Consider the following 22,663-nt stretch of genomic DNA (forward strand, 5'->3'; position numbering starts at 1 on the left):
CCTCACTGCTGCCTGCGCGTCTGATAAGATGCGCGGCGCTGTAGAGGCTTACTTGCCGGCGACCGCGTCTTGTTCCCCGATCCAGATGTAGTTGAACGCGTAGCGTTGCGAATCGTGGCCGTAGAGATAGGGTAGGGTCACCGAACGCGGATTCATTCCCGTTTCCGGGATACCGAATGCCTTCAAGGCGTTCTTCAGAATCTCGGGAATAGGCTGCGCCTTGTTCTCCTCGCCGCGCCAGACCACCAGAAGGGGCCGTCTGGACATATCGGTCGCGGGCACATTCGAAAGATGGGGGATGGCGACCAAGGCGTTGTGCAGTTGCGTGCGGATATTGCCCGCCAGTTGCTTGTCGCCCGTCAGGACGAGTGCCGGCTGTTTGCCTTCGCTCTGAGCGATGGCTTCGACAAATGCCGCATAGGGAATATTCAGTCTCGAATAATCGCCATACCAGGGCCGTACGATGACCCGCGCCGACACGACCACGAGCGCACCGACAGCCACGATCCCGACCAGCAACAAGAACCGCCCGAGATAACCGGACAAATCGATTTGCGCCGCCTCGATCTTGAGACAGAGATAGAGCGGGAGCAGGACGAGAAACAGCACGAGCCATTTCTCACGAACATGCGTGGCGCTCACGCCGAGAACGATCAGCAGCACCGCGAAGAGGCACAGCAAAATCATGCGCCCGACGACCCGGGTCCATTGGCTTTCGGCCCGCCAGACCGCTCCAATCTTCGCGCGAAAGACGAGTCCGAACAGGAGCAGCGTGACGACGCTGCCGCCGATGATCGCCGAGACGAGCGCCATGATCCCATGGGTTGCTTGCAGGAGACGCCCCTCCACCTCGCGTTCCTTCATCTCGTTCAAGGTTCCGCTCGACGCGGAATCGAGATTCTGGAGCACCCAGTAACCGTGCGGCAGGGCGATGAGGCAGGCGACCGCAACGGCTGCGAGCACGCGCCAATCGAAGATGCGGGCGCGCAGGTCCCGCTCAGGGAGCACGGCAATGATCGCTGCGACCGGCACGAGGACGAAGTTGTACTTCGAGATCACGCCGATCCCGACGGCAGCGCCTGTAAGCAGATAGGAAAAGAGGCTCGGTCGCGTGAGTGTCAGCAGGAAGCCGTAGAGGAAAAGCGAAACGGCAAAAAGCGCAGCGACCGTGTGCGAGAGATCTCGTTGCGCCAGCAGGAAGACCGGCGGCAATGTCAGGACGCCGAGCATCGCGGTCGCCGAAAGGCGCCTGTCAGTAACAACGAGGCGCGCTGCGAGACCATAAAGGAGACAGCAAAGGAAGAGCAGCCCGTTTTTAAGGACTGTCATGGCCACAAGCGACGTGCCGAACAAATGGCCCAAGCCGTATTGCAGCCAGTTGTAAAATGGAGGCTGCGGCCCGTAGCCCAGTTGTAGGAATTGCGACAGAAAAGCCTGCTCCGCCTCATCGATCTCGAGCGAATTGGAGACCGCAAGACGCAGCAGAATGCACAGCAGGAAATAGCCCGACACGGCAAGAAATACCGTGTCTGGGCGTCGATTGATGGTATCAAGCATCGGCCTGTTCCTGCACGAAGACCTGGCGCACGATATAGCTTGTGGTTTCGTCGTCGCGGAAGTAGGCGCGCGCCATCATTTCCGAAAGGATGCCGGTGGTGATGAGCTGGATCGAAGACAGGAACAGCATCACGCCGACGACCAGCATCGGGCGGGTGCCGATGTCATTGCCGAGAATGAACTTGTCGACGGCCAGATAGAGGAGGATGAGTGCACTCAAGCCGCCGGCCGCAAGCCCGATCGATCCGAAAAAGTGGCCCGGGCGCGCCTTGTAGCGCATGAAGAAGAGCACGGCCAAGAGATCGAGTATGACACGGAATGTGCGCGAGATGCCGTATTTCGACGCACCGAAGTGGCGGGCGTGATGGGTGACCGGCATCTCGCCGATCCGGCTGCTGGGCACGACGCCGGCGACCCACGCCGGGATGAAGCGGTGCATTTCGCCCATCAGTTTGACTTGCTTGATGATCGAGGCGCGATAGACCTTCAGGCTGCAACCGTAGTCATGGAGCCGAACTCCAGTGATCTTGCCGATCAGGCGGTTGGCGCACCATGAGGGAATTTTTCTGAGCAGCAGGCCGTCCCGGCGGTTCTTTCTCCACCCCACGAGCAGGTCCAGTTCGCGCTCTTCGATCGCCGCGACCATGCGCGGAATGTCGGCGGGGTCATTCTGCAGGTCGCCGTCGAGCGTCGCGATCAGTCGTCCGGAGGCGGCATCGATACCGGCCTGCATGGCCGCGGTCTGACCAAAATTCTTCTGCAGTTCGATGATCTTCAGCCTCAAGTCCGGACGAAAAAGTTCGGCCCGGGCATTGGCAAGGGTGCGGTCGGTACTGCCGTCATCCACAAGGATCAGTTCCCATGGCTGGCTGAAGGCGGCCATTGCGTCGCGGATGCGTGCAACGAGCGGCCCGACACTGTCCTCTTCGTTGAACACGGGGACGACGACGGACAGCTCGATGGCCTCGATTTTGTCGGCAAGAGCCGTCATGGGTTCTTCGGTGTGGTTCAAGGTAGTCTCCCGCGTACTGTCGCAGGTTTTCTTGCACAGTTAACGGTGATAACCAACGTCGAATCGCGTGGTTCAGCACAGGAAATCGGCATCGGATGAATTCGGACTGGCAGTTCAGTCGGCGATCGTGGCTTGCACGCAACCGCATGGCGCTGATTTCCGTGGTCGCGATCGCGGCTTACGCGATTTTTGTCGAATGGGTCTGGGGCTGGTCGACGCTGATGCGCCAGTGGGCCGAAATCGGAATCTGGTCGGTGCTTGCCGCGCTCGGCTTGCTGATCTTCACCTACTTCATCCGCTGCTTTCGCATCTACGATTATTTCCCGGAACATACCGCAGGCCGGTTCCTTCCTCTGTTCCGCGTCACACAGGTCCACAATCTGCTCAACATCATGTTGCCGTTTCGAGCAGGCGAAACGAGCTTTCCCCTGCTGATGCGGTCCGAATTCGGGGTGCCGCTCGTGCACGGCACGTCGGCGCTCCTCGTCATGCGGCTTCTCGATCTGCATGCCTTGCTGACGGTCGCCGCGATTGGCCTTGTGATCGGAAGGAGCGATGCATGGATCGGCTGGCTGGTCTGGACACTCGCTTTCATCTCGCCGCTCGCATTCTTTTTCCTGAAGGGAAAGGTACTCGCTTTTGTGCGGCGCGTGGCGCCAGCGAAGTTCACGACCGTGCTGGATGAAGTGGAGGCAGGCCTGCCGGACAACGTTCCGGGCTTCCTGCGTGCATGGGCGATGACCATGGTGAACTGGGGCGTCAAGGTCGTGGTTCTCGCCTGGGTGCTTGCCATCATGGGGGTAGCGCCGCTTGCCGCCTGCTTCGGCGGCGCCCTTGGCGGCGAGCTCTCCTCGGTCCTGCCGGTTCATGCCCCGGCCGGGGTCGGCACCTATCCGGCCGCTATTGCTGCCGGAGCGGTCTCCTTCGGAGCGCCCGGCGATCGCGCCGCCCTGGAACTGCTCGGCCGGGCAAGCGTCAACGCACACCTTCTCGTAATCGTGTCGGCTGTCGCCGGCACGATGCTCTCATTGTTGTTGCGGCGAAAATCGTAATCTACTGGAACGAGGTTTCGTAGAAGCTTCTGAGCTTGCGCGAATGCAATTTCTCGGGCGGCATTGCCGCGAGCTTCTGCAATGCGAGAATGCCGATCTTCAGATGCTGGCTGACCTGCGTCCGGTAAAAGGCGGTCGCCATGCCGGGCAGCTTCAATTCGCCGTGCAGCGGCTTGTCCGACACGCAAAGCAGCGTGCCGTAAGGCACGCGGAAGCGGAAGCCGTTGGCCGCGATCGTCGCGGACTCCATGTCGAGCGCGATTGCACGCGCCTGCGACAGGCGTTTGACGGGGCCGCGCTGGTCGCGCAGTTCCCAGTTGCGGTTGTCGATCGTCGCGACCGTGCCGGTGCGCATGATCTGCTTGAGGTCGTAGCCCTTGTAACCGGTCACCTCGGCCACGGCGTCCTGCAACGCAACCTGCACTTCGGCGAGCGCCGGCAGCGGGATCCAGACCGGCAGATCATCGTCGAGCACGTGGTCCTCGCGCATATAGGCATGCGCCAGCACATAGTCGCCGAGGCGCTGGCTGTTTCTAAGGCCGGCGCAATGGCCGAGCATCAGCCAGACATGCGGACGCAACACGGCGATATGGTCGGTGATCGTCTTGGCGTTGGACGGGCCGACACCTATGTTGACCATGCTGATGCCGCCGTGTCCCTTCTTTTTCAGGTGATAGGCCGGCATCTGGGGCAGGCGGGCGAGGGTAGAGTCGGCATCCGGCCTGTCGGCGCCAGCGGGCGTCACGATGTTGCCGGGCTCGACAAAAGCGGTGTAGCCGTTGCCGCCCTCTGCCATCTGCTTACGGGCCCAGGCGCAGAACTCGTCGACATAAAACTGATAGTTCGTGAAGAGCACGAAGTTCTGGAAGTGCGTGGCGCTGCTTGCCGTGTAGTGGCTGAGGCGAGCCAGCGAATAGTCGATGCGCTGCGCGGTAAACGGAGCAAGCGGCGAGGGTTCGCCGGGGCCCGGCTCATAGGACCCGTTGGCGATCTCGTCGTCGGTCGTCGTCAGATCGGGCGCGTCGAACAGGTCGCGCAGCGGAATGTCGATGTTCTCGGCGGCCGAAGCCTCGACATGGGCGCCCTCGCCGAAGGCGAAATGCAACGGTATCGGCGTTGCCGATTCGGACACGGTGACACCCACGCCGTGGTTGCGCATCAGGTGCCCGAGCTGCTCCTTCAGATAGTGGCGAAAGAGCTTTGGTCGGGTGATTGTCGTCGTGTAGACGCCGGGTGCGCTGACGTATCCGAATGAAAGCCTGGAATCGACGTGACCGAAGCTGCTCGTCTCGATGCTGACTTGCGGATAGCAGGCACGGAACCGCGTAAGCGGCGTATTGCTCTTTCCAAGGCCTTCGAAAGCCTCGCAGAGGAAGCGGGTGTTACGTTCGTAAAGAGCCTCCAGGCAATCAACGGCCTCGGCCGGATCTTCGAAGAGGTGCGGCTCGAATGGTTCAGGGGTTGCGATGGAGAGAACGGAGTTTGAAGAGATTCGTTTGTCCATGTCGCATTATAGGCTGCGCCTTCTGACAAGCAAACGACAAGATGGAGCGGGATCTCGAAAATTGTAGAGCCGCCTTCCGCCGCGACCTTGCTTTAACTATCTGGAATCGAACGCCGATTGGATCGCGTTTCGTCCGGTTTTTCCGTTCCCGCCTGCCGGGATCAGCGCGGCCCGGTGAGAATGATCACGCTGCCGGCGAGCGCCACCGCGACGCCGGTCATGTCCCAGCGGTCCGGGCGCACACCCTCTGCCAGCCACAGCCAGGCGAGCGACGTGGCGATATAAACGCCGCCATAAGCTGCATAGGCGCGGCCCGCGGCGGCCGAATCGACCATCGTCAGGAGCCAGGCAAAAAGCGCAAGCGAGCCCATGCCGGGTACAAGCCACCAGATGGATTTGCCGAGTTTGAGCCACGCCCAGAAGGCAAAGCATCCAGCGATTTCGGCAAGAGCGGCGGCAAGATAGATCGCGTATGCGGGCATGGTTCCATCCTTTCTGTCGAAAGGATCGGAATTTCAATCCATGCGCAAGTGGTAGACGAGTTACGAGCACTTCAAAGTGCTACAGCCTTCTTTGCGCGTCCGAGTAAGACGCGCGTTGCGGACTTCAACTCATCGCCTGGCGCTGAAGCGTCACAAAGAGGACGAAGCCGGCGCCGGTCTTGCCGATGCCGAGGCTCGCGGCCTTTGAGTAGGCGACCGCTCCGATCGGCGCCATCAGCAGGCTCGTGAGTATCAGGACCCGGAGCGAGAGAATGGCGGAAGTGGCGAGAGCGGCCATTTTTCGGTCCCTTTGGAGCAATTCCGGCAAACGTGAGTTTGCGTTTTTCCGTACGGAATTGCGTAGTTTCAAGAAGCTAGAGCTTGGCCTGGCAATATTGGGCCGTATGGGCGGTGCAGTCGGTCAGCGAGCCGAGATAGGTGCTTTGGCGGCGGCGCTGCGTATCGGCACTGACTGCGGCGGCGAGCGTCATTGCGAAGACAACCATCAGAACGCTGATGATGGTGAGGCGCCGAGCGAGAATATCCATGGTTCTGTCCGTTGGCTGGAGGCACGTTAAGATCGATTGATTGCCTTTTCTCACAACCAAACTGAATTGTTGCTGAGATGTCCGTTCATCTCCGGTTCATCTTCGTGAAACGCTGAAGTCTTGTCGCCGGCAGCGGGCATGCCTACGTCTTGACTCTCGCAACCTCAGGAGAAACAGGATGACTGCTCCGATCGAGCTTTATTACTGGCCGACCCCAAACGGGTGGAAGATCACGATCATGCTGGAGGAACTCGGCGTTCCTTACGTGGTCAAGTACATCAATATCGGGCGAGGCGAGCAGTTCGCCCCGGATTTCCTGAAGATCGCACCCAATAACCGTATGCCGGCGATCATCGATCCCGATGGCCCGGGCGGCCAGCCGATCTCGGTGTTCGAGTCGGGGGCGATCCTGCAATATCTCGGCCGTAAATACGCGAAGTTCTATCCTGCCGAGGAGCGATCCCGCGTTGAAGTCGATCAATGGCTCTTCTGGCAGATGGGCGGCCTCGGCCCCATGGCGGGCCAGGCCCATCATTTTCGCCAATATGCGCCGGAGAAGATCGAATACGCGATCAATCGGTACACCAACGAGGCGAACCGCCTCTATGGCGTGATGAACAAGCGTCTCGCCGACCGGCCGTTCCTGGCTGGCGACTACTCGATTGCCGACATGGCCTGTATCGGTTGGGTGATCCCGCACGAGAATCAGGGACAGGATCTGAATGATTTCCCGCATCTGAAGCGCTGGTTCGAGGCAGTGCTTGCGCGGCCCGCCGTTCAGAAGGCGATCGAAGTGGGCAAGGAAGAGCGTGCCCGCCAGAAGAGCCTGGCCGAGGACCAGGAGGCGCAGAAGGTCCTGTTTGGGCAGCGTGCCCGTTGAAACGAGAAACAAGGGGCAACCGCGATAAGCGGTGCCCCCATTGCCTGGCTGTTACAGACGCGTCCAGGTCTGCGATTTGCAAAGCACCTTCAGCACACAGCCTTTCATCTTCAGCGAATTGCCGTTGACGGCGCCCGAACCGCTATAGGTCTTGTCGCTCTCCGGATCGGTGATTTCGCCGCTGTAGGCGCCGTCGGTTCCAGCCAGATTCCCGATTCGCTTGCCCGCGTACTTGCCGGTTTTCAAAGTGATGCAGTAAGCGCCGCCGCATGGTGCGATTTCGGCGGTAGCGCCACTCGCGGTCTTCCAGTTGCCGACGATGGGTTCTGCGGCCAGCACCGAGCCGGCGGTGCTGCAGGCAAGGGCCGTAGCAATGAGCAATGTGCGAATCATTCAATTCCTCCCAATAAGAAAGCCGGCCGGCACAATATCGCGTGCCGGCCGGACTGGAACTCCTAATGTCAAGCGGTCTCCCACCGCCTACCTCGATTTAGGGACAAAGGACGTGCAGTAATTCAAAGTGTGACAGCGACCTTTGCGGGCCGCGCGGCGCTGCAGGGCCAACGTATCTTACGCGCACGTAAAGGTAAATATCCGTAGCCCGGCCGGATCACCGGTTTGCTCGGTCCCGGAGCCGGCGATAGGAAATGAAAATCGATGCGCGGCCGGTCGATGCTCTTTGTGGTTAGCGATTGGTTGAAATCCGCGGCTGAATATTTCGTAAATTTTGATGCAAATCCGCGCTGTACCAGGCGATCCGATGCTTAATGAAAACTCAAGTTTACCAAGCGTTTGAACTTTGTTTGCGTCAAATTAAGCATGCATTTTAAGCGAGCCTTGAAGGCCGTTGGGCATACTCGGACCCATAAGACGAGCGGGTAGAAACAACTCGCCGAACCGCCGAAAGCGACACTGCAAAAGACGGTGCGCTTTCGGAAAGCCCGTAAGAGGCGCGACTGAACAGGGACCAAATAAATGCTGATCTGGAGCAAGGTCCGCCCGAGAGGGCGGGCCGCTTCAGCCGGATCAAACAAGCAAGACAGGGACAAGACAATGGCACGCTTTGATATGCAAATCGCTTCGGACGCCGCCATGGGTGGCGAAAACCGCGCGGACGCGCTTTGTGAAATGGGCCTGGCCTATGCGACGGGCCGTGGCCGGCCGGTCGATCTGGTCGCCGCCCACAAGTGGCTGAACATTGCCGCTATCAAGGGATCCGACCGCGCTGCGGACTTGCGCGCAGACCTCGCGGCAACGATGAGCAAGACCGATCTTGCCGCCGCGCTGCGGGCCGCACGCGAGTGGATGACGGCACACTGAACACGGGGGCTCGCGCTTCTTGCAAGCGCCCGGGAGGCTGGCGGACGCTGCCCGGCATCCGTTTGCTCGTCTGACAAGATGCGCACCGCAGTATCAGCTACCGGCTGCCAGGCTCTTGAGAACGGCGGGCAGGGCTGCTTCGAGCAGGTCCATTTCAGCTTCGGGTCCGGTGCTGACCCGAATGCAGCGATTGAGCGGGGCAACACCCGGCATGCGGATGAAAACGCCATGTTCGTTCATCAACCGGTCGACGATCGCCCGCGCATAGGTCGTATCCCGTCCACAGTCGATGGCCACGAAGTTTGTGGCTGACGGCAATGGCTGCAGCCCGTTATCGCGCGCAATCCGAGAGATGCGCTCACGCGACGCCGTTATTCTCGCGATGACTTCCTCGAGATAGCGCTGGTCGGCAAGGGCGGCAATCGCTGCGGCGACGCCGATACGGTTCATCCCGAAGTGGTTGCGGATCTTGTCGAACGCCGCGGCCGTGCCGGGTGTTGAAAGCGCGTAGCCGACGCGCGACCCGGCAAGTCCATAGGCCTTGGAAAAAGTGCGTGTGCGTATGACGTTCGGCTTGCCGATCAAGCTGTCGATTGCCGGTATCGATTCCGACGGCGCCGTTTCGCTGTAGGCTTCGTCGAGGACGAGGAGCGTCGTTTCCGGCAGGGCATTTGCGAACTCTACGATTCGATCAGCCGGCCACCAGCTTCCCATCGGGTTGTCAGGGTTCGCGAAGTAGACGAGCGGTGCATTCTCGCGCTTCACCGTTGCAAGCAACCCATCGAGATCTTCTCGATCGCCAGCATAGGGGACCGTGACCAGACGCCCGCCGTGCCCGGCGACATGGTAGTTGAATGTCGGATAGGCTCCGAACGATGTTACCACCGGCATGCCCGGCTCGATGACCAGGCGAACGATCTGGCCGAGCAAGCCGTCGATGCCTTCGCCGACCGCGATGTTGGCCGGAGAGGTTCCGATGTGGCCGGCGAGGGCCTGTTTCAGTTCGTAGTTTTCAGGATCGGCATATTTCCAGGTTTCTGCGGCCGCTTGCTGCATGGCAAGCAGCACCGAATTTGCCGGGCCGAAGCCGCTTTCGTTGGCGCCGATGCGCGCGGCAACCTTGCGGCCGCGCTGGCGCTCGATCGCTTCGGGCCCGACGAAGGGAATGGTTGCTGGCAAAGATTGGACAAGCGGTGTGAAGCGCGAAAATGCGGACATGCGAGAAGCTGGACCCCATGGAACAAGACGCCGCGGAATTTATCGCATATGCGCAGGAATCGGAATCGATTTTGCGGAAAAGATCGGCCTGCCTCAGGGCGTCACTCGACGAAGCCCCAGTTGACAGATGCGGGACGACGCGAAGCCGACGCCGGGTTGGCATAGGTCTTCTTTTCTTGCCCGGTGAAAAACTCGTGGCGCACGATTTCGTGCAGGAAGGCTTCGTCGATCGTCTTGATGAACTGCACGCCGATGCGCTCGCCCTTGCGGTAGACCTCGGCGCATCCGATTCTAAATCTCGTACCGACGATGTGGAGATAGTAGTGCTGCGACAGCCCGATTGTCGTGCTCACTGAAAAGCTCGCGCCGCCCCGGGATATGTCGATCATTTTGCAGGCGCGTATCGAGACGCCGCCGAGAGCCGGTCGCACCGACATCAGCGTGCCAGCCTGGCCGATCGAAAAGCGCTCGTATTTACGCTCGTAAAGGGGTGAAGGGACGAGCGAATACATGGTCGACTGCAGCATGCGTCTTACTCCGGAAGCGCCGCATGAAGCAGCGATTGTGATTCCACGAAGTCCGGACAAGTCATTTGCCGGTGCCTTCCAATGCCCACAAGCAGGAAGGCGTTCTCAGTAGTATCCAGCGGGAAACTTGCAATCCCTTGAAGGCAATCGATAAGAATCTAATGAGCTTGCTCTATTTGAGCGTCGACGCAGCAGTTCTAAAACCCGCCGCTCGAAAACTGCAACCGGATCAGCCGGCGCAGAAAGTCTTGGGCAAGCAGCATGTTGAAGCGCACGCCGAGCTCCGTGCCGTTGCGATGGACCTCGGCGCAGCCGATCTCCTCCCTGAAGCCGTCGATCTCCAGAAAGAAGTGCTTTGGCAGCATGATAGCGGCATTGAAGTCGAGCATTGCGCCGCCAATCGAGATATGCCGAAGCAGGCATTGATATTTGGTCTTCGCCTTCAGTTGCTTGCCGATAACGAGGATCCGGCACGGGCGCTCGATGAAGTAATGTTGGTACACGGCCGTGGACTGGCCGGGCTTTGCTTGCGCGACATGCATGATCATCGACATCGCAGCCTCCGAAAATGCCGTTTCCTCTCACGCGGATGCCGTTACTTCGCCGGAATCACCGCTCTCGACAATGTGGCGGATATTCTCCGCATGGACTTGCTTCGGCCTTGCGAAGGCGGCGTTAATGCGAATGTCCGGATCGTGGCGACGCCGGACATCGTCTGATTGGCAAATCATCTGTTTCCCTGGGACGGCGACTCGCTTGCGCATCCTCCGCCGCGATGCACATTGCCGACAACGGCGCCGCCCGACGCGCTGCCCGCGGATGAAAATCGTGTGATTTCCCGAAATCCGACAAAAAAATCTTGCATTGATGGCGCGGTGACACTAGTCAGGCGCTAACGGAGAGGTGGCCGAGTGGTCGAAGGCGCTCCCCTGCTAAGGGAGTATACCGGAAACGGTATCGAGGGTTCGAATCCCTTCTTCTCCGCCATCGTATTGTTTCATTGTAGCGGCCCACGGATCCTCCGTTCTTTGATCGCGACGCCGGAAGGCGCGTTCTGCCCGCGTAAGATCATGCCCGCCTGTCCACATGCTTGCCTTCTCCTCGTTCGCGCTCAGCGCCGAGTCGTCCGATTCCGGGGATAGTCAGCGGGCCCTGAAGATTCGCGAATCCAGTGCGTTGATTCTCTTGTGAATCGGCAAAAATCTCCCGGTCGCCATTCCGTCGCGGGTCGTTTGGGTGGCGCCTTGTTTGTGAGAAGGCAGCAGGGCGGGACCGCCGATGCCCGGTTTTGCCCCCGTTTTTGGCCATTTTCTGCCCCTTTCTGAAACAGGACGCCCGCTGCTCCTTTATGCTAAACCCCCGTCGCTAAAGGATTTTCTTAACCCTTTATTAATTTCCTCGGGTGGTCTGAGGCGATTTTGTGTCGTTTCAGCAACAGGGATCAGGGAAGGGCAGCGCAAAGGCGGTGATCTGGCAAGTTGGTCGTTGCGTGCCCCACCCGGTTTTGTATTTTCAACTCCGGAAGCAAGGGCGGTTGATCGTCCGACTTCTTGAACGTTGGGGATGGGGCAGGGAACGCTGTCCTTCAGCAAAGAAACCCAGACCCGTTTGAAACTTTTGACTGGAGGTCAGAAATGAACATCAAGAGCCTTCTTCTCGGCTCCGCTGCTGCTCTCGCAGCAGTATCCGGCGCTCAGGCAGCCGACGCAATCGTCGCCGCCGAGCCGGAGCCCATGGAATACGTTCGCGTCTGCGACGCTTTCGGCACGGGCTACTTCTACATCCCGGGCACCGAAACCTGCCTCAAGATCGGCGGCTTCATCCGCGTACAGGGCTCGTTCGGCCGTGACGAGGTAACGAGCCGTTTCGATGCTCGCGATTTCGGCAACCAGGCCACCTCGGACTGGGACATGTTCTCGCGCGCTTACATTTCGTTTGACGCCAAGAGCGACACCGAATACGGCACGCTCACCGGCTTCTTCGCCGCTGAGTTCAATGCCGACAACGACACCGATGTTGGTGATAGCTTCATCGACGTCGACGAAGCTTACATCCAGCTCGGCGGCTTCAAGGCCGGCTTCTTCTACAGCTGGTGGGATAAGGGCCTGAACGGCGAAACCGACTCGCTCGGCAACTTCACCGAATTCAACTCGCTCGCTTACCTCTATGACGGCGGCACCTTCCAGGCCGGCGTTTCGGTCGACGAACTCGAAGGCACCTCCACCAAGGACAACGGCGTCGGCATTGCCGGTATCGTTTCGGCTACCCTCGGCGGCGTAAGCTTCGACCTGCTCGGCGGCTTCGACACCGAACTCGAAGAAGGCGCGATCCGCGCTCTGCTTTCGGCTGACCTCGGTCCGGGCGTCTTCCAGGTCGCTGGTATCTGGGCATCCAACCCGAACGCTTACTGGGAGCGTTCTGAGTGGACCGTTGCTGCTTCGTACCGTTGGAACGTCAACGACAAGCTGGCAATCACCCCCGGCGCTCAGTACTTCGGCAACCTGTCGGAAGGCTCGCTCACCGACTTCGGCAGCAACGACGCATGGCGCGTTGGCGGTACGGTTGACTACAAGATCACCGAAGGTCTCGCCACCCGTCTGTCGGTTCAGTACGAAGATCAGGATGACGGCGACGATGAAGTCTTCGGCTTCCTCCGCCTGCAGCGTGACTTCTAATCTGACCTGACCTCGGTCAGTTAGGGAAGCCCGGCTTTCGAGCCGGGCTTTTTCGTTTTGGCGTTTCGTGCAGGGAGGAGTGCTTCTGCGCCGCGGTCAAGCGCGCCCGTTTACCGTTGTAGAAAGGTCGCTATAGCCTGTTTTGGGCCATCGAAATGTAGAAGCGGAGCGTGGCCCTGTCCGGCCGCTGTCACGGCCATCAGGTTCGGATGCCGCCGCTTCATCTCTTCGACCGTGGCCTCCGACAGCAGCTTGGAATGCTCCCCTCGGACGACCATCAGCGGCAGACCAGTGAGGACTTCGAATTGCGGCCAAAGATCCGGCAACGACGTATCGGCCGTGAGCGTCTGCAATGGTGCCGCGATCGCCGGATCGAAGTCCGCGACCGGGACGCCGCCTTCGTCGCGATAGATCGCCTTCGCCATCTCCTGCCAATCGTGCTCTGGAAGAATTGGAAAATCTCTCCCGTGCAGGGACTTCAAGTAACGAGGCGCAGAGGCCCAGTCTTTAGGCGTGGTCGCTGCGTTGAGATAGTCCCGGATTCTCATCAGGCCCTCCATCTCGATGACGGGACCGATGTCGTTGAGTATGACGCCCGCGATCAAGGCGGGGGCCAGGCCGACGAGATGGTGTAGGATCAGGCCACCGCGCGACGTGCCGATGAAGATCGCCTTCTTGATACCAAAATAGGCACAGGCGGCGATAAGGTCCGAGGTTTCGACCGCGATCGTGTAACGAGTCTTGTCGTGGTCACGCTCCGAGCCGCCGCGCCCACGGGAATCAAGAGAGAGGACGAAAAGCCCGCCTGCCGCCGGAGAGGCAAGAAAGCCCGCGAGTTCGTGGAAGTCGCGACTGTTGCGAGTAAGACCGGGCAGGCAGACGACTGGGGTCCGTCCGCGCCGCCGTTCGCCGTAGGATCTGGCATAAAGCTGCAAGCCGTCCTGTACCGGAAAGCGGTGCTCGCGAAATTTGCTCTGACCCATCCTTACTCCGTTCGCTCGAGAAGAGTGAAATCGTAACGTCCGGATTCGCAACGGCAAGTGGGCGGATGCTTAGCTGGCACGACGGCTTGTGCCGACAGAACGGTTTGTCATGTCAAGGTGGAGCTGTTCCGGCAAAGCTGCGCCTCTTCGGCGCTCTCGCACGAAGAGGTGTGGATTGCCGACTTGGGCGCGTTTAGCTGTAGGGCGAATAGCACTGGCGACGGGGGCCGCCATAGGGCTGATAGGTGTTGTCCGAGGGGCGATATGACCGATAGCGCGCATAGCACCAGCGGGTATGGGAGCCGCCGCCGCTGTATCTCGGGCCGGAATATCTCGGCTGGCTCAGCAGACCACCGACGATCGCACCGGTCGCTAAGCCGCCGATGAGCGCGCCGAAATCGTTGTCATCATCGTGATGATGGTAACGGCGGTGGTAGCGGTTACGATAATAGCTATAGCCATCGCGATGACCGCGGCGATAGCTTCGATGGCCGGATACGCAATACGGCAAAGCACACCCGCGCCCCTTCCGTGCCTCGCCACGCTCATAAGGAAACTGCACCTGCTGAATGTCCGTGGCTTGCGGCTTCGCCGCCGGAATGACAGGAAATGCTTCAGCGGGCGGAACGCTGCTGATTGCCGTCGCCAGGGACAGTGCGACAATTGCTAACGTCTTCATTGGCTTCACCATTTCCTTTCTGGACAAACCGATTCCTTTTACAGGAGAATGGCTAAGTTCGCATTTTGTGCCATCTTCCGGCGAGCAATCACGATCATTTGATCGTCGCGTCCTGCCTCACGATGCTTGGGATTAAACGCTGGAAGTCATCGGACCTCAGGGCAATTGTCGCCCTGTTCTCAAGTCCGATACGATGTCCGCGGGCTCGCCCAAGCGGGATTTGTAGACCTGGTAGTTCTCCATTACCCGCTGGACATAGTTGCGCGTCTCCTCAAAGGGGATGCGTTCGATCCAGTCCACGACGTCATCGATCGGCTTGCCGCGTGGGTCGCCATAACGCTCGAGCCATTCCGGCACGCGGCCCGGGCCGGCATTGTAAGCGATGAATGTCAGTATGTAGGAACCGCCGAAGCTGCTGATCTGCTCGCCGAGATAGTGCGCCCCGAGAGTCGCATTGTAGCCTGCATCGGTCGTCAGCCGGTCCTTGGAATAGGCAAGGCCGAAGCGGCTTGCGACGCCTTTGGCAGTACCTGGCAGAAGTTGCAGCAGGCCGCGGGCATTGGCGGCGGAAACGGCGGCCGGGTTGAAGGCACTCTCTTGCCGGGCAATCGCATAGGCCAGCGCCATGCCGGCGCCCGTGATATCGGCGCTGGACGGGATGACGCCGATCGGAAAGGCAAGCGCGGCGACATCGATGCCTCGGGCGAAAGCGATTTTGCCAATTTGCAGCGAAAGCTGATGATCGCCCGTCTTTTCCGCGCGTGCCGTAAGCATCGCGAGCTCGCCGGGGCTGATCAATTCTTCCGCCAGCGACCGATAAAGGCTGTCCGCGCGCCAACCGTGGCCCGCGGCGTCCAGCCGGGCGATGGCCCTGATGGCTTCGCGGTGTTCGAATCGTGTTCGATCCTCCTGCGTCGGCGAGGGGTAGCTTACGTCAAGCGTCGGGCGGCCGAGCCTGGCTGCGGCAAGCTGCCCATAGAACGTGCCCGGGTAGCGCGCCGCATTGCCAAAATATTCGCTCGAATCGCCGGGGCCACCTGCCGCGGCGGCGCGTCCCAGCCAGTACCAGGCGCGTGAGGCGGAGATCGGCCGGCTCGACGCCGAAAGGATCTTCCGGAAATGTCCTGCCGCAGTTGCCGGATCTTCCAGGCCTCGCAGCGCGTACCAGCCGGCATGGAACTCCGCGTCGACAATGTCGGTCGCTTCGGTCGCCGCGTGGTTGGCGGCGATGCGGTAGGCACCACGGAAATCCCCTGCGTCGAGCAGCCCGCGGCTGACGATGCGCTGCTCCGTCCACCATTCGCCCGGGTTCACCAGGGCTTCGCGGTCCTTGGGCATTTTAGCGAGAAGCTTGGCGGCCTCCTGGTATTTCTCCTGCTTGCGCAGATGCTCGATGCGGACAAACAGAAAGGCGGGGCTTTCGCGCCATGACGAATCGACTGTCTCGATCAGCGACGCGGCGTTGCCCGTGCCACGGATAACGGCAGCCCAAGCCCGATAAAGCGACTGCGCCTTGCCGAGATCGCTGAAGCGTCCTGCCTGCTCGACGCGGCTGCGGTAGAGAAGCATCTCCATACGGCGCTCATGGTCGGCGGTCGTCAGGAGACTGGAAAATTCAGCGAGGATCTTCGTTTCGGTGTCCTTATCGAGCGCGTCTTTCAACCAGATGCCGCGCAGATGGCGCGCCGCCGCTGCCTTTTGTCCTTCAGCCGCGAGCGCCCTGGCGAGGATGATGGCGCCCTCCGCCGTTTCGGGCTCGGTCGCGCCGAAGGCCGCGATCACATCGAACGCGGGCGGATTTTCGCGATAGAGCGCCCTTTCCGAGTGCGCCCGCAGCGATTTCAAGCCTGGCCAGCCTCGAAGCTCCCGCTGTGCCTCGGCGATTTCGTAGGATGGAATGCCCTTCTGCCCAGAAACGGCGATGGCCCAGGTGAGAATGTGGCGCTCCAGCGTTCCGGAGGACATCCCGTCACGAACGGCAATTGCTTTGGCGGGTTGGCGATCAGAAAGCGCGTCGAGGCCCGTTTTCAAGGCTGCGTCAATCGGCGTGACGGCCGCGGGCATTGCGCTGGTGAGGTCCTTGGTCGCGACACGTCCCGCTTTGCCGGCTGAGCCCGGCTTGTTCGTCGGTACCGGTGCCCGCGCCTCGCTCGCCGCAACCGAGGCAGACAGCATCACGGCGCCGACCATGGCGGCGACGGGCAGAAGGAGTGGTCTGCGCATCAAGAGCCCCGTGTGTCCCCGTTCATTGTCCGCCGGATCGCCTGCCGAAAAGTTAGCGGCATTTGTCGATGGCCGCAAATCATGGGTACGGTATTTTCACGAGGGCCTGTTCCAGCATCGCTTCGAGCTGGCCGAACCGCCTCTCGCGCTATCGCTTGGGTAAAAACCGACGTGAAATGCGTCTTCACGACGCTTGCCGCAACCACGTCACATGATTATGGTGCGGCAGTTTTTTAACCGTCGATTGCGGCCAAAGCGTGGGAGTTTCCTGCTCCTTGCGGCCGTCAGGAGTTGTGCATGTTCAAGGGTTCCATTCCCGCACTCGTAACACCGTTCACCGCCACCGGCTCGGTGGACGCGGATAGTTTCGTCGCGCATGTGGAATGGCAGATAAAAGAGGGCAGCCACGGGCTGGTGCCGGTGGGCACCACCGGGGAATCGCCGACCTTGTCCCACGACGAACACAAGAAGGTCGTCGAACTCTGCGTCGAAGCGGCAGGCGGACGCGTGCCCGTCATTGCCGGTGCCGGCTCAAACAATACGACCGAAGCGATCGAGCTTGCACAGCATGCCGAGAAGGCGGGCGCTGACGCTCTTCTGGTCGTGACGCCCTATTACAACAAGCCCACGCAGAAGGGTCTCTTCGCTCACTATGGAGCAATCGCCGAAAGCGTGAAGCTCCCGATCGTAATCTACAATATTCCCGGTCGTTCGGTTGTCGACATGAGCGTCGAGACGATGGCTGCGCTGGCAAGGGCCTATCCGACGATCATCGGCGTCAAGGATGCGACCGGCAGGATCGAGCGTGTCTCCGAGCAGCGTATGGCCTGCGGCAAGGAGTTCGTACAACTCTCCGGCGAGGACGCGACGGCGCTTGGTTTCAACGCGCATGGTGGTGTCGGCTGCATTTCCGTTACCGCGAATGTAGCGCCGCGCCTCTGTGCGGAATTCCAGGCGGCGACACTTGCCGGTGAATACGCCAAGGCGCTCGAGTACCAGGACAAGCTGATGCCGCTCCACAAGGCTATATTTATGGAGCCCGGCGTCTGCGGCGCAAAATACGCACTGCATCGCCTGGGGCGGATGAGCCGTGCCGTTCGTTCGCCGCTCTTGGCGACGCTTGAGCCGGGTACCGAAGCGGCGATCGATGCCGCGCTTCGGCATGCGGGATTGATGAACTGATGGCCCCCAAAGGCAGCCAGCGCACGGTCAAGAAAGTCGTGGCGGAGAACCGCAAGGCCCGCTTCAACTACGAGATCGTCGATACTTACGAAGCCGGTCTTGTCCTGACCGGCACGGAGGTCAAGTCGCTGCGCGAAGGAAAGGCCAACATCTCCGAATCCTACGCGACCGACGAAGGCGGTGAGATCTGGCTGATCAACTCCTATCTGCCGGAGTATTTGCAGGCCAACCGCTTCAACCACGAAACGCGCCGGCGTCGCAAGTTGCTGCTGTCGAAGCGGGAAGTGAACCGACTGCAGGGCGCAGTCAACCGCGACGGCATGTCGTTGATCCCATTGCGGATTTATTTCAACGACCGCGGGCGGGCGAAGCTGGAACTTGCGCTCGGCAAGGGCAAGAAACTGCACGACAAGCGCGAGACCTCCAAGGAACGCGATTGGAACCGGCAGAAGAACCGGCTACTCAAGGAGCGCGGCTGATCTGGCCGGTGAGGGGGCGCTCGCGCTGCCCCGCATGAAGTCCTGATCTTAAAGTTCGACGTCGTCCGCCACTGGCTCGACCGCACGCGGTGTGCGTTCAGAGGGTTCCCGGCCGATTTCGCTTCTGAGCGTAACGAGGTCTATGAAGTGATCCGCCTGGCGACGCAGATCGTCGGCGATCATCGGCGGCTGGGTCGACATGGTCGAGACCACCGAGACCTTGCGGCCCTTGCGTTGTAGCGCTTCGACGAGCGTGGTGAAGTCGCCGTCGCCCGAGAAGATGACGAGGTGGTCGACTGTCTCGGATTGCTCCATGGCGTCGATCGCCAGCTCGATATCCATGTTGCCCTTGATCTTGCGTCGTCCGAGCGAGTCGGTGAATTCCTTGGCCGGCTTGGTGATGACCTTATAGCCATTGTAGTCCAGCCAGTCGATCAACGGACGGATCGACGAATACTCCTGATCTTCGATAAGCGCGGTGTAATAGTAGGCCCTGAGCAGATATCCGCGCTTTTGGAATGCTTTCAGCAGCTTGCGATAGTCGATGTCGAAACCGAGACTTTTCGATGCGGCGTAGAGATTGGCGCCGTCTATGAAAAGTGCGATTTTCTCGCGGGGATCGAACATCGTAATTTCCTTTTCCATGCCCGGCGCATTTTCGACCTCCCGCAGGGAGGGTGCGCAGAAAATAGGTGGATTACATTAATAATTGCTGATATTGCAAATAATGTAGGTTATACCACGCATTAATCCAAGCAGCGCACGGCGCATATAGCTAGTTTTAGCAGTTGCTGCAGTTCGTCCACACTTCAATTTCCGATTGCTGCTGCACTTTCGACCATTGCATTGTGCAAGGCAATCACCATGTGTGGCCCATACTTGCGGCACATAAGACGCTATATTCTACCATGTGTCAGTGGTTGATGTGAGCACCGAATGCAGGAAAAACTTGAACTTATGCTGTTTTGATTGTATCCGGGCGGCTAATTCCAGAAATCGGAGCCGATGAGGCTGTCAAGTGACGGCTGTTCCGGTTTCGTGTCGTTTAATCCGTGCAGCGGCAACACCGCCGCGCCTTGATTTGCAAAGGACAGGCTATGGCCCGCGTCACCGTCGAAGACTGCATTGACAAAGTCGACAACCGTTTCGAACTCGTTTTGCTCGCCAGCCACCGCGCACGCCTGATTTCGCAGGGTGCTTCCATCACCGTTGACCGTGACAACGACAAGAACCCCGTCGTCGCGTTGCGCGAGATCGCCGACGAGACCCTTTCGCCCGGCGATCTGAAGGAAGACCTCATCCACTCGCTGCAGAAGCATGTCGAGGTGGACGAGCCCGAGCCCGATCCGGCTTCGCTGACCCAGCCGGAAGCAGCTGCCGCCTTCGCGGACGCGGCGGAAGAGGAAGATCAGCCGGAAGCGCTGACCTTCGACCGCATGTCCGAAGAGGAGCTGCTTGCGGGCATCGAAGGCCTTGTGCCCCCGGAAAAGAGCGACGACTACTAAGATCCGTTCCGGGACGTTTGTTCCAACGTGTTTTCAAAGCAGTGCGCCACTCCTATGATTGGCGCACTTTTTTATTTGCCTTTTCCCACGGAGCCGCCAGCGGATGATGCGCCAATACGAGCTCGTTGAGCGCGTGCAGAAATACAAGCCCGACGTCAACGAAGCCCTGCTGAACAAGGCTTACGTCTATGCCATGCAGAAACACGGCCAGCAGAAACGGGCAAGCGGCGATCCCTACATCTCCCACCCCCTCGAAGTGGCCGCCATCCTCACGGAAATGCACCTGGACGAGTCCACGATCGCGGTTGCGCTGCTGCACGATACGATCGAGGACACGACCGCGACGCGGCAGGAGATCGACGATCTCTTCGGCGAGGACATCGGTGCGCTGGTCGAGGGGCTGACGAAGATCAAGAAGCTCGATCTCGTCACCAAGAAGGCCAAGCAGGCGGAAAACCTTCGCAAGCTCTTGCTTGCCATCTCGGACGACGTCCGCGTTCTGCTCGTCAAGCTTGCCGACCGCCTGCACAACATGCGCACGCTTGACCATATGTCGCCGGAGAAGCGCGCACGCATCTCCGAAGAGACGATGGACATCTACGCGCCGCTGGCCGGACGCATGGGCATGCAGGACATGCGCGAGGAGCTCGAGAACCTCGCTTTCCGCCATATCAATCCGGAGGCCTACGAAACCGTCACCAGGCGGCTGCAGGAACTGTCCGAGCGCAACGAGGGCCTTATCAAGAAGATCGAGGAGGAGCTGAGCGAACTGCTGCAGGCCGAGGGCCTGAAGGAGGCGCTCGTCAAGGGACGCCAGAAGAAGCCCTATTCGGTCTTTCGCAAGATGCAGTCGAAATCGCTTTCCTTCGAGCAACTGTCGGATGTCTGGGGCTTCCGCATCATCGTAAATGATATCCCTTCGTGCTACCGGGCGCTCGGCATCGTGCACACACGCTGGCGCGTCGTTCCGGGTCGCTTCAAGGACTATATTTCGACGCCGAAGCAGAACGACTACCAATCGCTGCACACGACGATCATCGGCCCGTCGCGCCAGCGCATCGAGCTGCAGATCCGCACGAAACGCATGCATGATATCGCCGAATACGGCATCGCGGCGCACGCGCTCTACAAGGATCGCGACGCCGTGGCGACGGATGCGCCGCGATCACCGACGTCGAACGCCTATTCCTGGCTTCGCCGCACGATCGAATCGTTGGCTGAAGGCGACAATCCCGAGGAGTTCCTGGAGCACACGAAACTCGAACTGTTCCAGGATCAGGTCTTCTGTTTCACCCCCAAGGGGCAGCTGATCGCACTGCCGCGCGGCGCTACGCCGATCGACTTCGCCTACGCCGTGCATACGAATATCGGTGATACCTGCGTCGGCGCCAAGATCAACGGCCGCATCATGCCCCTGGTCACACGCCTCAACAACGGTGACGAAGTCGAGATCATCCGCTCCGGTATTCAGGTGCCGCCGCCCGCCTGGGAGGAAATCGTGGTCACCGGCAAGGCGCGCGCTGCGATTCGTCGCGCGACGCGAGCGGCCGTCCGCAAGCAATATGCTGGTCTCGGCTACCGCATCCTGGAGCGAACCTTCGAACGCGCAAGCAAGAATTTTTCGCGCGAGGCGCTGAAGCCGGCCTTGCACAGGCTCGGGCAGAAAGAAGTCGAGGACGCGATCGCCGCGGTCGGACGGGGCGAGCTGTCCTCGCTCGACGTCCTGCGTGCGGTTTTCCCTGATCATCAGGACGAGCGCGTCACGGTCAAGCCCAGTGCAGATGACGGCTGGTTCAATATGCGCAGCGCCGCCGGAATGGTCTTCAAGCTTCCCGGCCGCTCGAAAGAGGCGGTCGCAGAGCAACAGGCCGAAGGGCCGGAAGCATTGCCGATCCGTGGCCTTTCCGGCAATGCCGAGGTGCATTTCAGCCCGGCCGGCGCCGTTCCTGGCGACCGCATCGTCGGCATCATGGACAGCGACAAGGGGATTACCATCTATCCGATCCAGTCGCCGATCCTGCAAAAGTTCGATGACGAACCGGAGCGCTGGATCGATGTGCGCTGGGATCTCGACGAGGCGAACAACAGCCGGTTCATAGCCAGGATCGCGGTCAGTGCGCTGAACGAACCCGGCACTCTGGCGGAGATCGCCCAAGCGATCGCGACGACCGACGTCAACATCCGTTCGCTCTCCATGGGACGTGTTGCGGCGGATTTCAGTGAATTGCAATTCGACCTGGAAGTCTGGGATCTGCGTCAGTTGAACCATCTGATCACCCAGCTCAAGGAGTTGCCGAGCATTTCCATGGTCAAGCGGCTGTTCGAATAGCCACGTGTAGGAGACGTCCACCAGCCGTCGCCATTTTTCAACTGCGATGCTTGGCGGTTCGTGTCATTGAGTCGCGCCCTGATCAGGCCGACTCGATGCCGCATTCGGAGCGATATGTTTTCTGTGCATCTGCCCACGGAATGGGCAGGGAGGGGGCGAAAGATCGCTTGTCATGCGTCGCCTGCATGGCTGCCGCCTCATCCTGGCGCTGGTGGGACGATGGTCGCCAAACTATCTTCTGCTCGGGAGGTAAACGAAGAGGTTTGCCATGTTCAAGCAGTTGAAGAAAATCACCCGTGCCCTGCACATCCCGACCGTTCAAGAGCGTGAGGCCGCCTATCTGAACGGTTCCGTCGATCGTATCGATCTGGAATACCGCCAGCGTCAGATCGATCGTGGCCTGTTCCGCAACAGCTTCTGATTTGGTGTCGAGCCTTTAGGGTGGCTCCGCGACGAGTTATGCGTCAAGCGAATAGCTCTGTTGCCGATCTCTGCGGTGCCGTCGGTG

Annotated in this window: 23 protein-coding genes and 1 tRNA gene; 10 read left to right on the forward strand and 14 right to left on the reverse strand. The window is 60.1% G+C overall.

Translation table 11 applies throughout. The features are described 5' to 3' along the window. Positions 1-48: 48 nt before the first annotated feature. Positions 49-1,557 (reverse strand): ArnT family glycosyltransferase, encoded by a 1,509-nt coding sequence (locus tag FKV68_RS05625; protein WP_180940535.1) that lies wholly within the window; start codon positions 1,555-1,557, stop codon positions 49-51. After that, on the reverse strand, positions 1,550-2,569 hold the full coding sequence (locus FKV68_RS05630; RefSeq protein ID WP_180940536.1) for a glycosyltransferase family 2 protein: 1,020 nt from the start codon (positions 2,567-2,569) through the stop codon (positions 1,550-1,552). The genes FKV68_RS05625 and FKV68_RS05630 overlap by 8 nt, the downstream gene beginning before the upstream one ends. 95 nt (positions 2,570-2,664) lie before the next feature. Between FKV68_RS05630 and FKV68_RS05635 the strand changes: the two genes are divergently transcribed. Beyond that, a complete protein-coding gene (locus FKV68_RS05635) occupies positions 2,665-3,621 on the forward strand; it encodes a lysylphosphatidylglycerol synthase transmembrane domain-containing protein (protein ID WP_180940537.1) in 957 nt (318 codons plus the stop codon). Between the two features lies 1 nt (position 3,622). On the opposite strand, the gene FKV68_RS05640 is transcribed toward FKV68_RS05635, so the two are convergent. The 4 genes from FKV68_RS05640 to FKV68_RS05655 all read right to left on the reverse strand — a co-directional run bounded on the left by FKV68_RS05640 (position 3,623) and on the right by FKV68_RS05655 (position 6,155). Next, positions 3,623-5,125, reverse strand: coding sequence for an AMP nucleosidase (locus FKV68_RS05640; RefSeq protein WP_180940538.1), 1,503 nt, complete (start codon positions 5,123-5,125; stop codon positions 3,623-3,625). Between the two features lie 161 nt (positions 5,126-5,286). Beyond that, positions 5,287-5,607, reverse strand: coding sequence for a YnfA family protein (locus tag FKV68_RS05645; RefSeq protein WP_180940539.1), 321 nt, complete (start codon positions 5,605-5,607; stop codon positions 5,287-5,289). A gap of 124 nt (positions 5,608-5,731) precedes the next feature. Then, a complete protein-coding gene (locus tag FKV68_RS05650) occupies positions 5,732-5,905 on the reverse strand; it encodes a hypothetical protein (RefSeq protein ID WP_180940540.1) in 174 nt (57 codons plus the stop codon). Positions 5,906-5,981: 76 nt separating this feature from the next. Further along, positions 5,982-6,155 (reverse strand): hypothetical protein, encoded by a 174-nt coding sequence (locus tag FKV68_RS05655; RefSeq protein ID WP_136504085.1) that lies wholly within the window; start codon positions 6,153-6,155, stop codon positions 5,982-5,984. Positions 6,156-6,333: 178 nt separating this feature from the next. On the opposite strand from FKV68_RS05655, the gene FKV68_RS05660 reads away from it, so the two are divergent. Beyond that, on the forward strand, positions 6,334-7,035 hold the full coding sequence (locus tag FKV68_RS05660) for a glutathione S-transferase N-terminal domain-containing protein (protein WP_180940541.1): 702 nt from the start codon (positions 6,334-6,336) through the stop codon (positions 7,033-7,035). 51 nt (positions 7,036-7,086) lie between these two features. On the opposite strand, the gene FKV68_RS05665 is transcribed toward FKV68_RS05660, so the two are convergent. After that, complete coding sequence (locus FKV68_RS05665) at positions 7,087-7,428, reverse strand: DUF2147 domain-containing protein (RefSeq protein ID WP_180940542.1); 342 nt, start codon at positions 7,426-7,428, stop codon at positions 7,087-7,089. 660 nt (positions 7,429-8,088) lie between these two features. Here FKV68_RS05665 and FKV68_RS05670 point away from each other — a divergent pair. After that, positions 8,089-8,355, forward strand: a complete 267-nt coding sequence (locus FKV68_RS05670; RefSeq protein WP_180940543.1) for an SEL1-like repeat protein — start codon at positions 8,089-8,091, stop codon at positions 8,353-8,355. A 93-nt stretch (positions 8,356-8,448) separates the two neighbouring features. Here FKV68_RS05670 and FKV68_RS05675 read toward each other — a convergent pair whose 3' ends face one another. The 3 genes from FKV68_RS05675 to FKV68_RS05685 all read right to left on the reverse strand — a co-directional run bounded on the left by FKV68_RS05675 (position 8,449) and on the right by FKV68_RS05685 (position 10,654). Then, complete coding sequence (locus FKV68_RS05675; protein WP_180940544.1) at positions 8,449-9,573, reverse strand: pyridoxal phosphate-dependent aminotransferase; 1,125 nt, start codon at positions 9,571-9,573, stop codon at positions 8,449-8,451. A gap of 101 nt (positions 9,574-9,674) precedes the next feature. Further along, positions 9,675-10,100 (reverse strand): PilZ domain-containing protein, encoded by a 426-nt coding sequence (locus FKV68_RS05680; protein WP_180940545.1) that lies wholly within the window; start codon positions 10,098-10,100, stop codon positions 9,675-9,677. Between the two features lie 197 nt (positions 10,101-10,297). Beyond that, positions 10,298-10,654 carry a PilZ domain-containing protein gene (locus FKV68_RS05685; protein WP_180940546.1) on the reverse strand — a complete coding sequence of 119 codons (357 nt, stop codon included), beginning with the start codon at positions 10,652-10,654 and terminating at the stop codon, positions 10,298-10,300. Positions 10,655-10,997: 343 nt separating this feature from the next. Between FKV68_RS05685 and FKV68_RS05690 the strand changes: the two genes are divergently transcribed. Beyond that, positions 10,998-11,087: transfer RNA gene (locus FKV68_RS05690), tRNA-Ser, on the forward strand. 647 nt (positions 11,088-11,734) lie between these two features. After that, positions 11,735-12,775, forward strand: a complete 1,041-nt coding sequence (locus tag FKV68_RS05695) for a porin (protein ID WP_180940547.1) — start codon at positions 11,735-11,737, stop codon at positions 12,773-12,775. A 110-nt stretch (positions 12,776-12,885) separates the two neighbouring features. Here the strand turns inward: FKV68_RS05695 and FKV68_RS05700 are convergent, their stop codons facing one another. The 3 genes from FKV68_RS05700 to FKV68_RS05710 all read right to left on the reverse strand — a co-directional run bounded on the left by FKV68_RS05700 (position 12,886) and on the right by FKV68_RS05710 (position 16,660). Further along, entirely contained in the window at positions 12,886-13,758 is an 873-nt protein-coding gene (locus FKV68_RS05700) for an alpha/beta fold hydrolase (RefSeq protein ID WP_180940548.1), read from the reverse strand. A gap of 193 nt (positions 13,759-13,951) precedes the next feature. Beyond that, positions 13,952-14,437 carry a BA14K family protein gene (locus FKV68_RS05705; protein ID WP_180940549.1) on the reverse strand — a complete coding sequence of 162 codons (486 nt, stop codon included), beginning with the start codon at positions 14,435-14,437 and terminating at the stop codon, positions 13,952-13,954. A gap of 156 nt (positions 14,438-14,593) precedes the next feature. Continuing rightward, a complete protein-coding gene (locus tag FKV68_RS05710; protein WP_180940550.1) occupies positions 14,594-16,660 on the reverse strand; it encodes a lytic transglycosylase domain-containing protein in 2,067 nt (688 codons plus the stop codon). Positions 16,661-16,957: 297 nt separating this feature from the next. Between FKV68_RS05710 and dapA the strand changes: the two genes are divergently transcribed. Together dapA and smpB are read left to right on the forward strand one after the other, a co-directional pair. Next, on the forward strand, positions 16,958-17,842 hold the full coding sequence (gene dapA / locus FKV68_RS05715) for a 4-hydroxy-tetrahydrodipicolinate synthase (protein ID WP_180940551.1): 885 nt from the start codon (positions 16,958-16,960) through the stop codon (positions 17,840-17,842). After that, positions 17,842-18,321 (forward strand): SsrA-binding protein SmpB, encoded by a 480-nt coding sequence (gene smpB / locus FKV68_RS05720; RefSeq protein WP_180940552.1) that lies wholly within the window; start codon positions 17,842-17,844, stop codon positions 18,319-18,321. Before dapA ends, smpB begins: the two co-directional genes overlap by 1 nt. Before the next feature lie 48 nt (positions 18,322-18,369). Here the strand turns inward: smpB and FKV68_RS05725 are convergent, their stop codons facing one another. Beyond that, positions 18,370-18,948 (reverse strand): LabA-like NYN domain-containing protein, encoded by a 579-nt coding sequence (locus tag FKV68_RS05725; RefSeq protein ID WP_180940553.1) that lies wholly within the window; start codon positions 18,946-18,948, stop codon positions 18,370-18,372. A 470-nt stretch (positions 18,949-19,418) separates the two neighbouring features. On the opposite strand from FKV68_RS05725, the gene rpoZ reads away from it, so the two are divergent. The 3 genes from rpoZ to FKV68_RS05740 all read left to right on the forward strand — a co-directional run bounded on the left by rpoZ (position 19,419) and on the right by FKV68_RS05740 (position 22,576). After that, positions 19,419-19,826, forward strand: coding sequence for a DNA-directed RNA polymerase subunit omega (rpoZ, locus tag FKV68_RS05730; protein ID WP_180940554.1), 408 nt, complete (start codon positions 19,419-19,421; stop codon positions 19,824-19,826). A gap of 103 nt (positions 19,827-19,929) precedes the next feature. Beyond that, on the forward strand, positions 19,930-22,155 hold the full coding sequence (locus FKV68_RS05735) for a RelA/SpoT family protein (RefSeq protein ID WP_180940555.1): 2,226 nt from the start codon (positions 19,930-19,932) through the stop codon (positions 22,153-22,155). A 268-nt stretch (positions 22,156-22,423) separates the two neighbouring features. Further along, entirely contained in the window at positions 22,424-22,576 is a 153-nt protein-coding gene (locus tag FKV68_RS05740; RefSeq protein ID WP_180940556.1) for a DUF3563 family protein, read from the forward strand. The last annotated feature ends 87 nt before the right edge of the window (positions 22,577-22,663 follow it).

The sequence above is a fragment of the Sinorhizobium mexicanum genome (assembly GCF_013488225.1).
GTDB lineage: Bacteria > Pseudomonadota > Alphaproteobacteria > Rhizobiales > Rhizobiaceae > Sinorhizobium > Sinorhizobium mexicanum.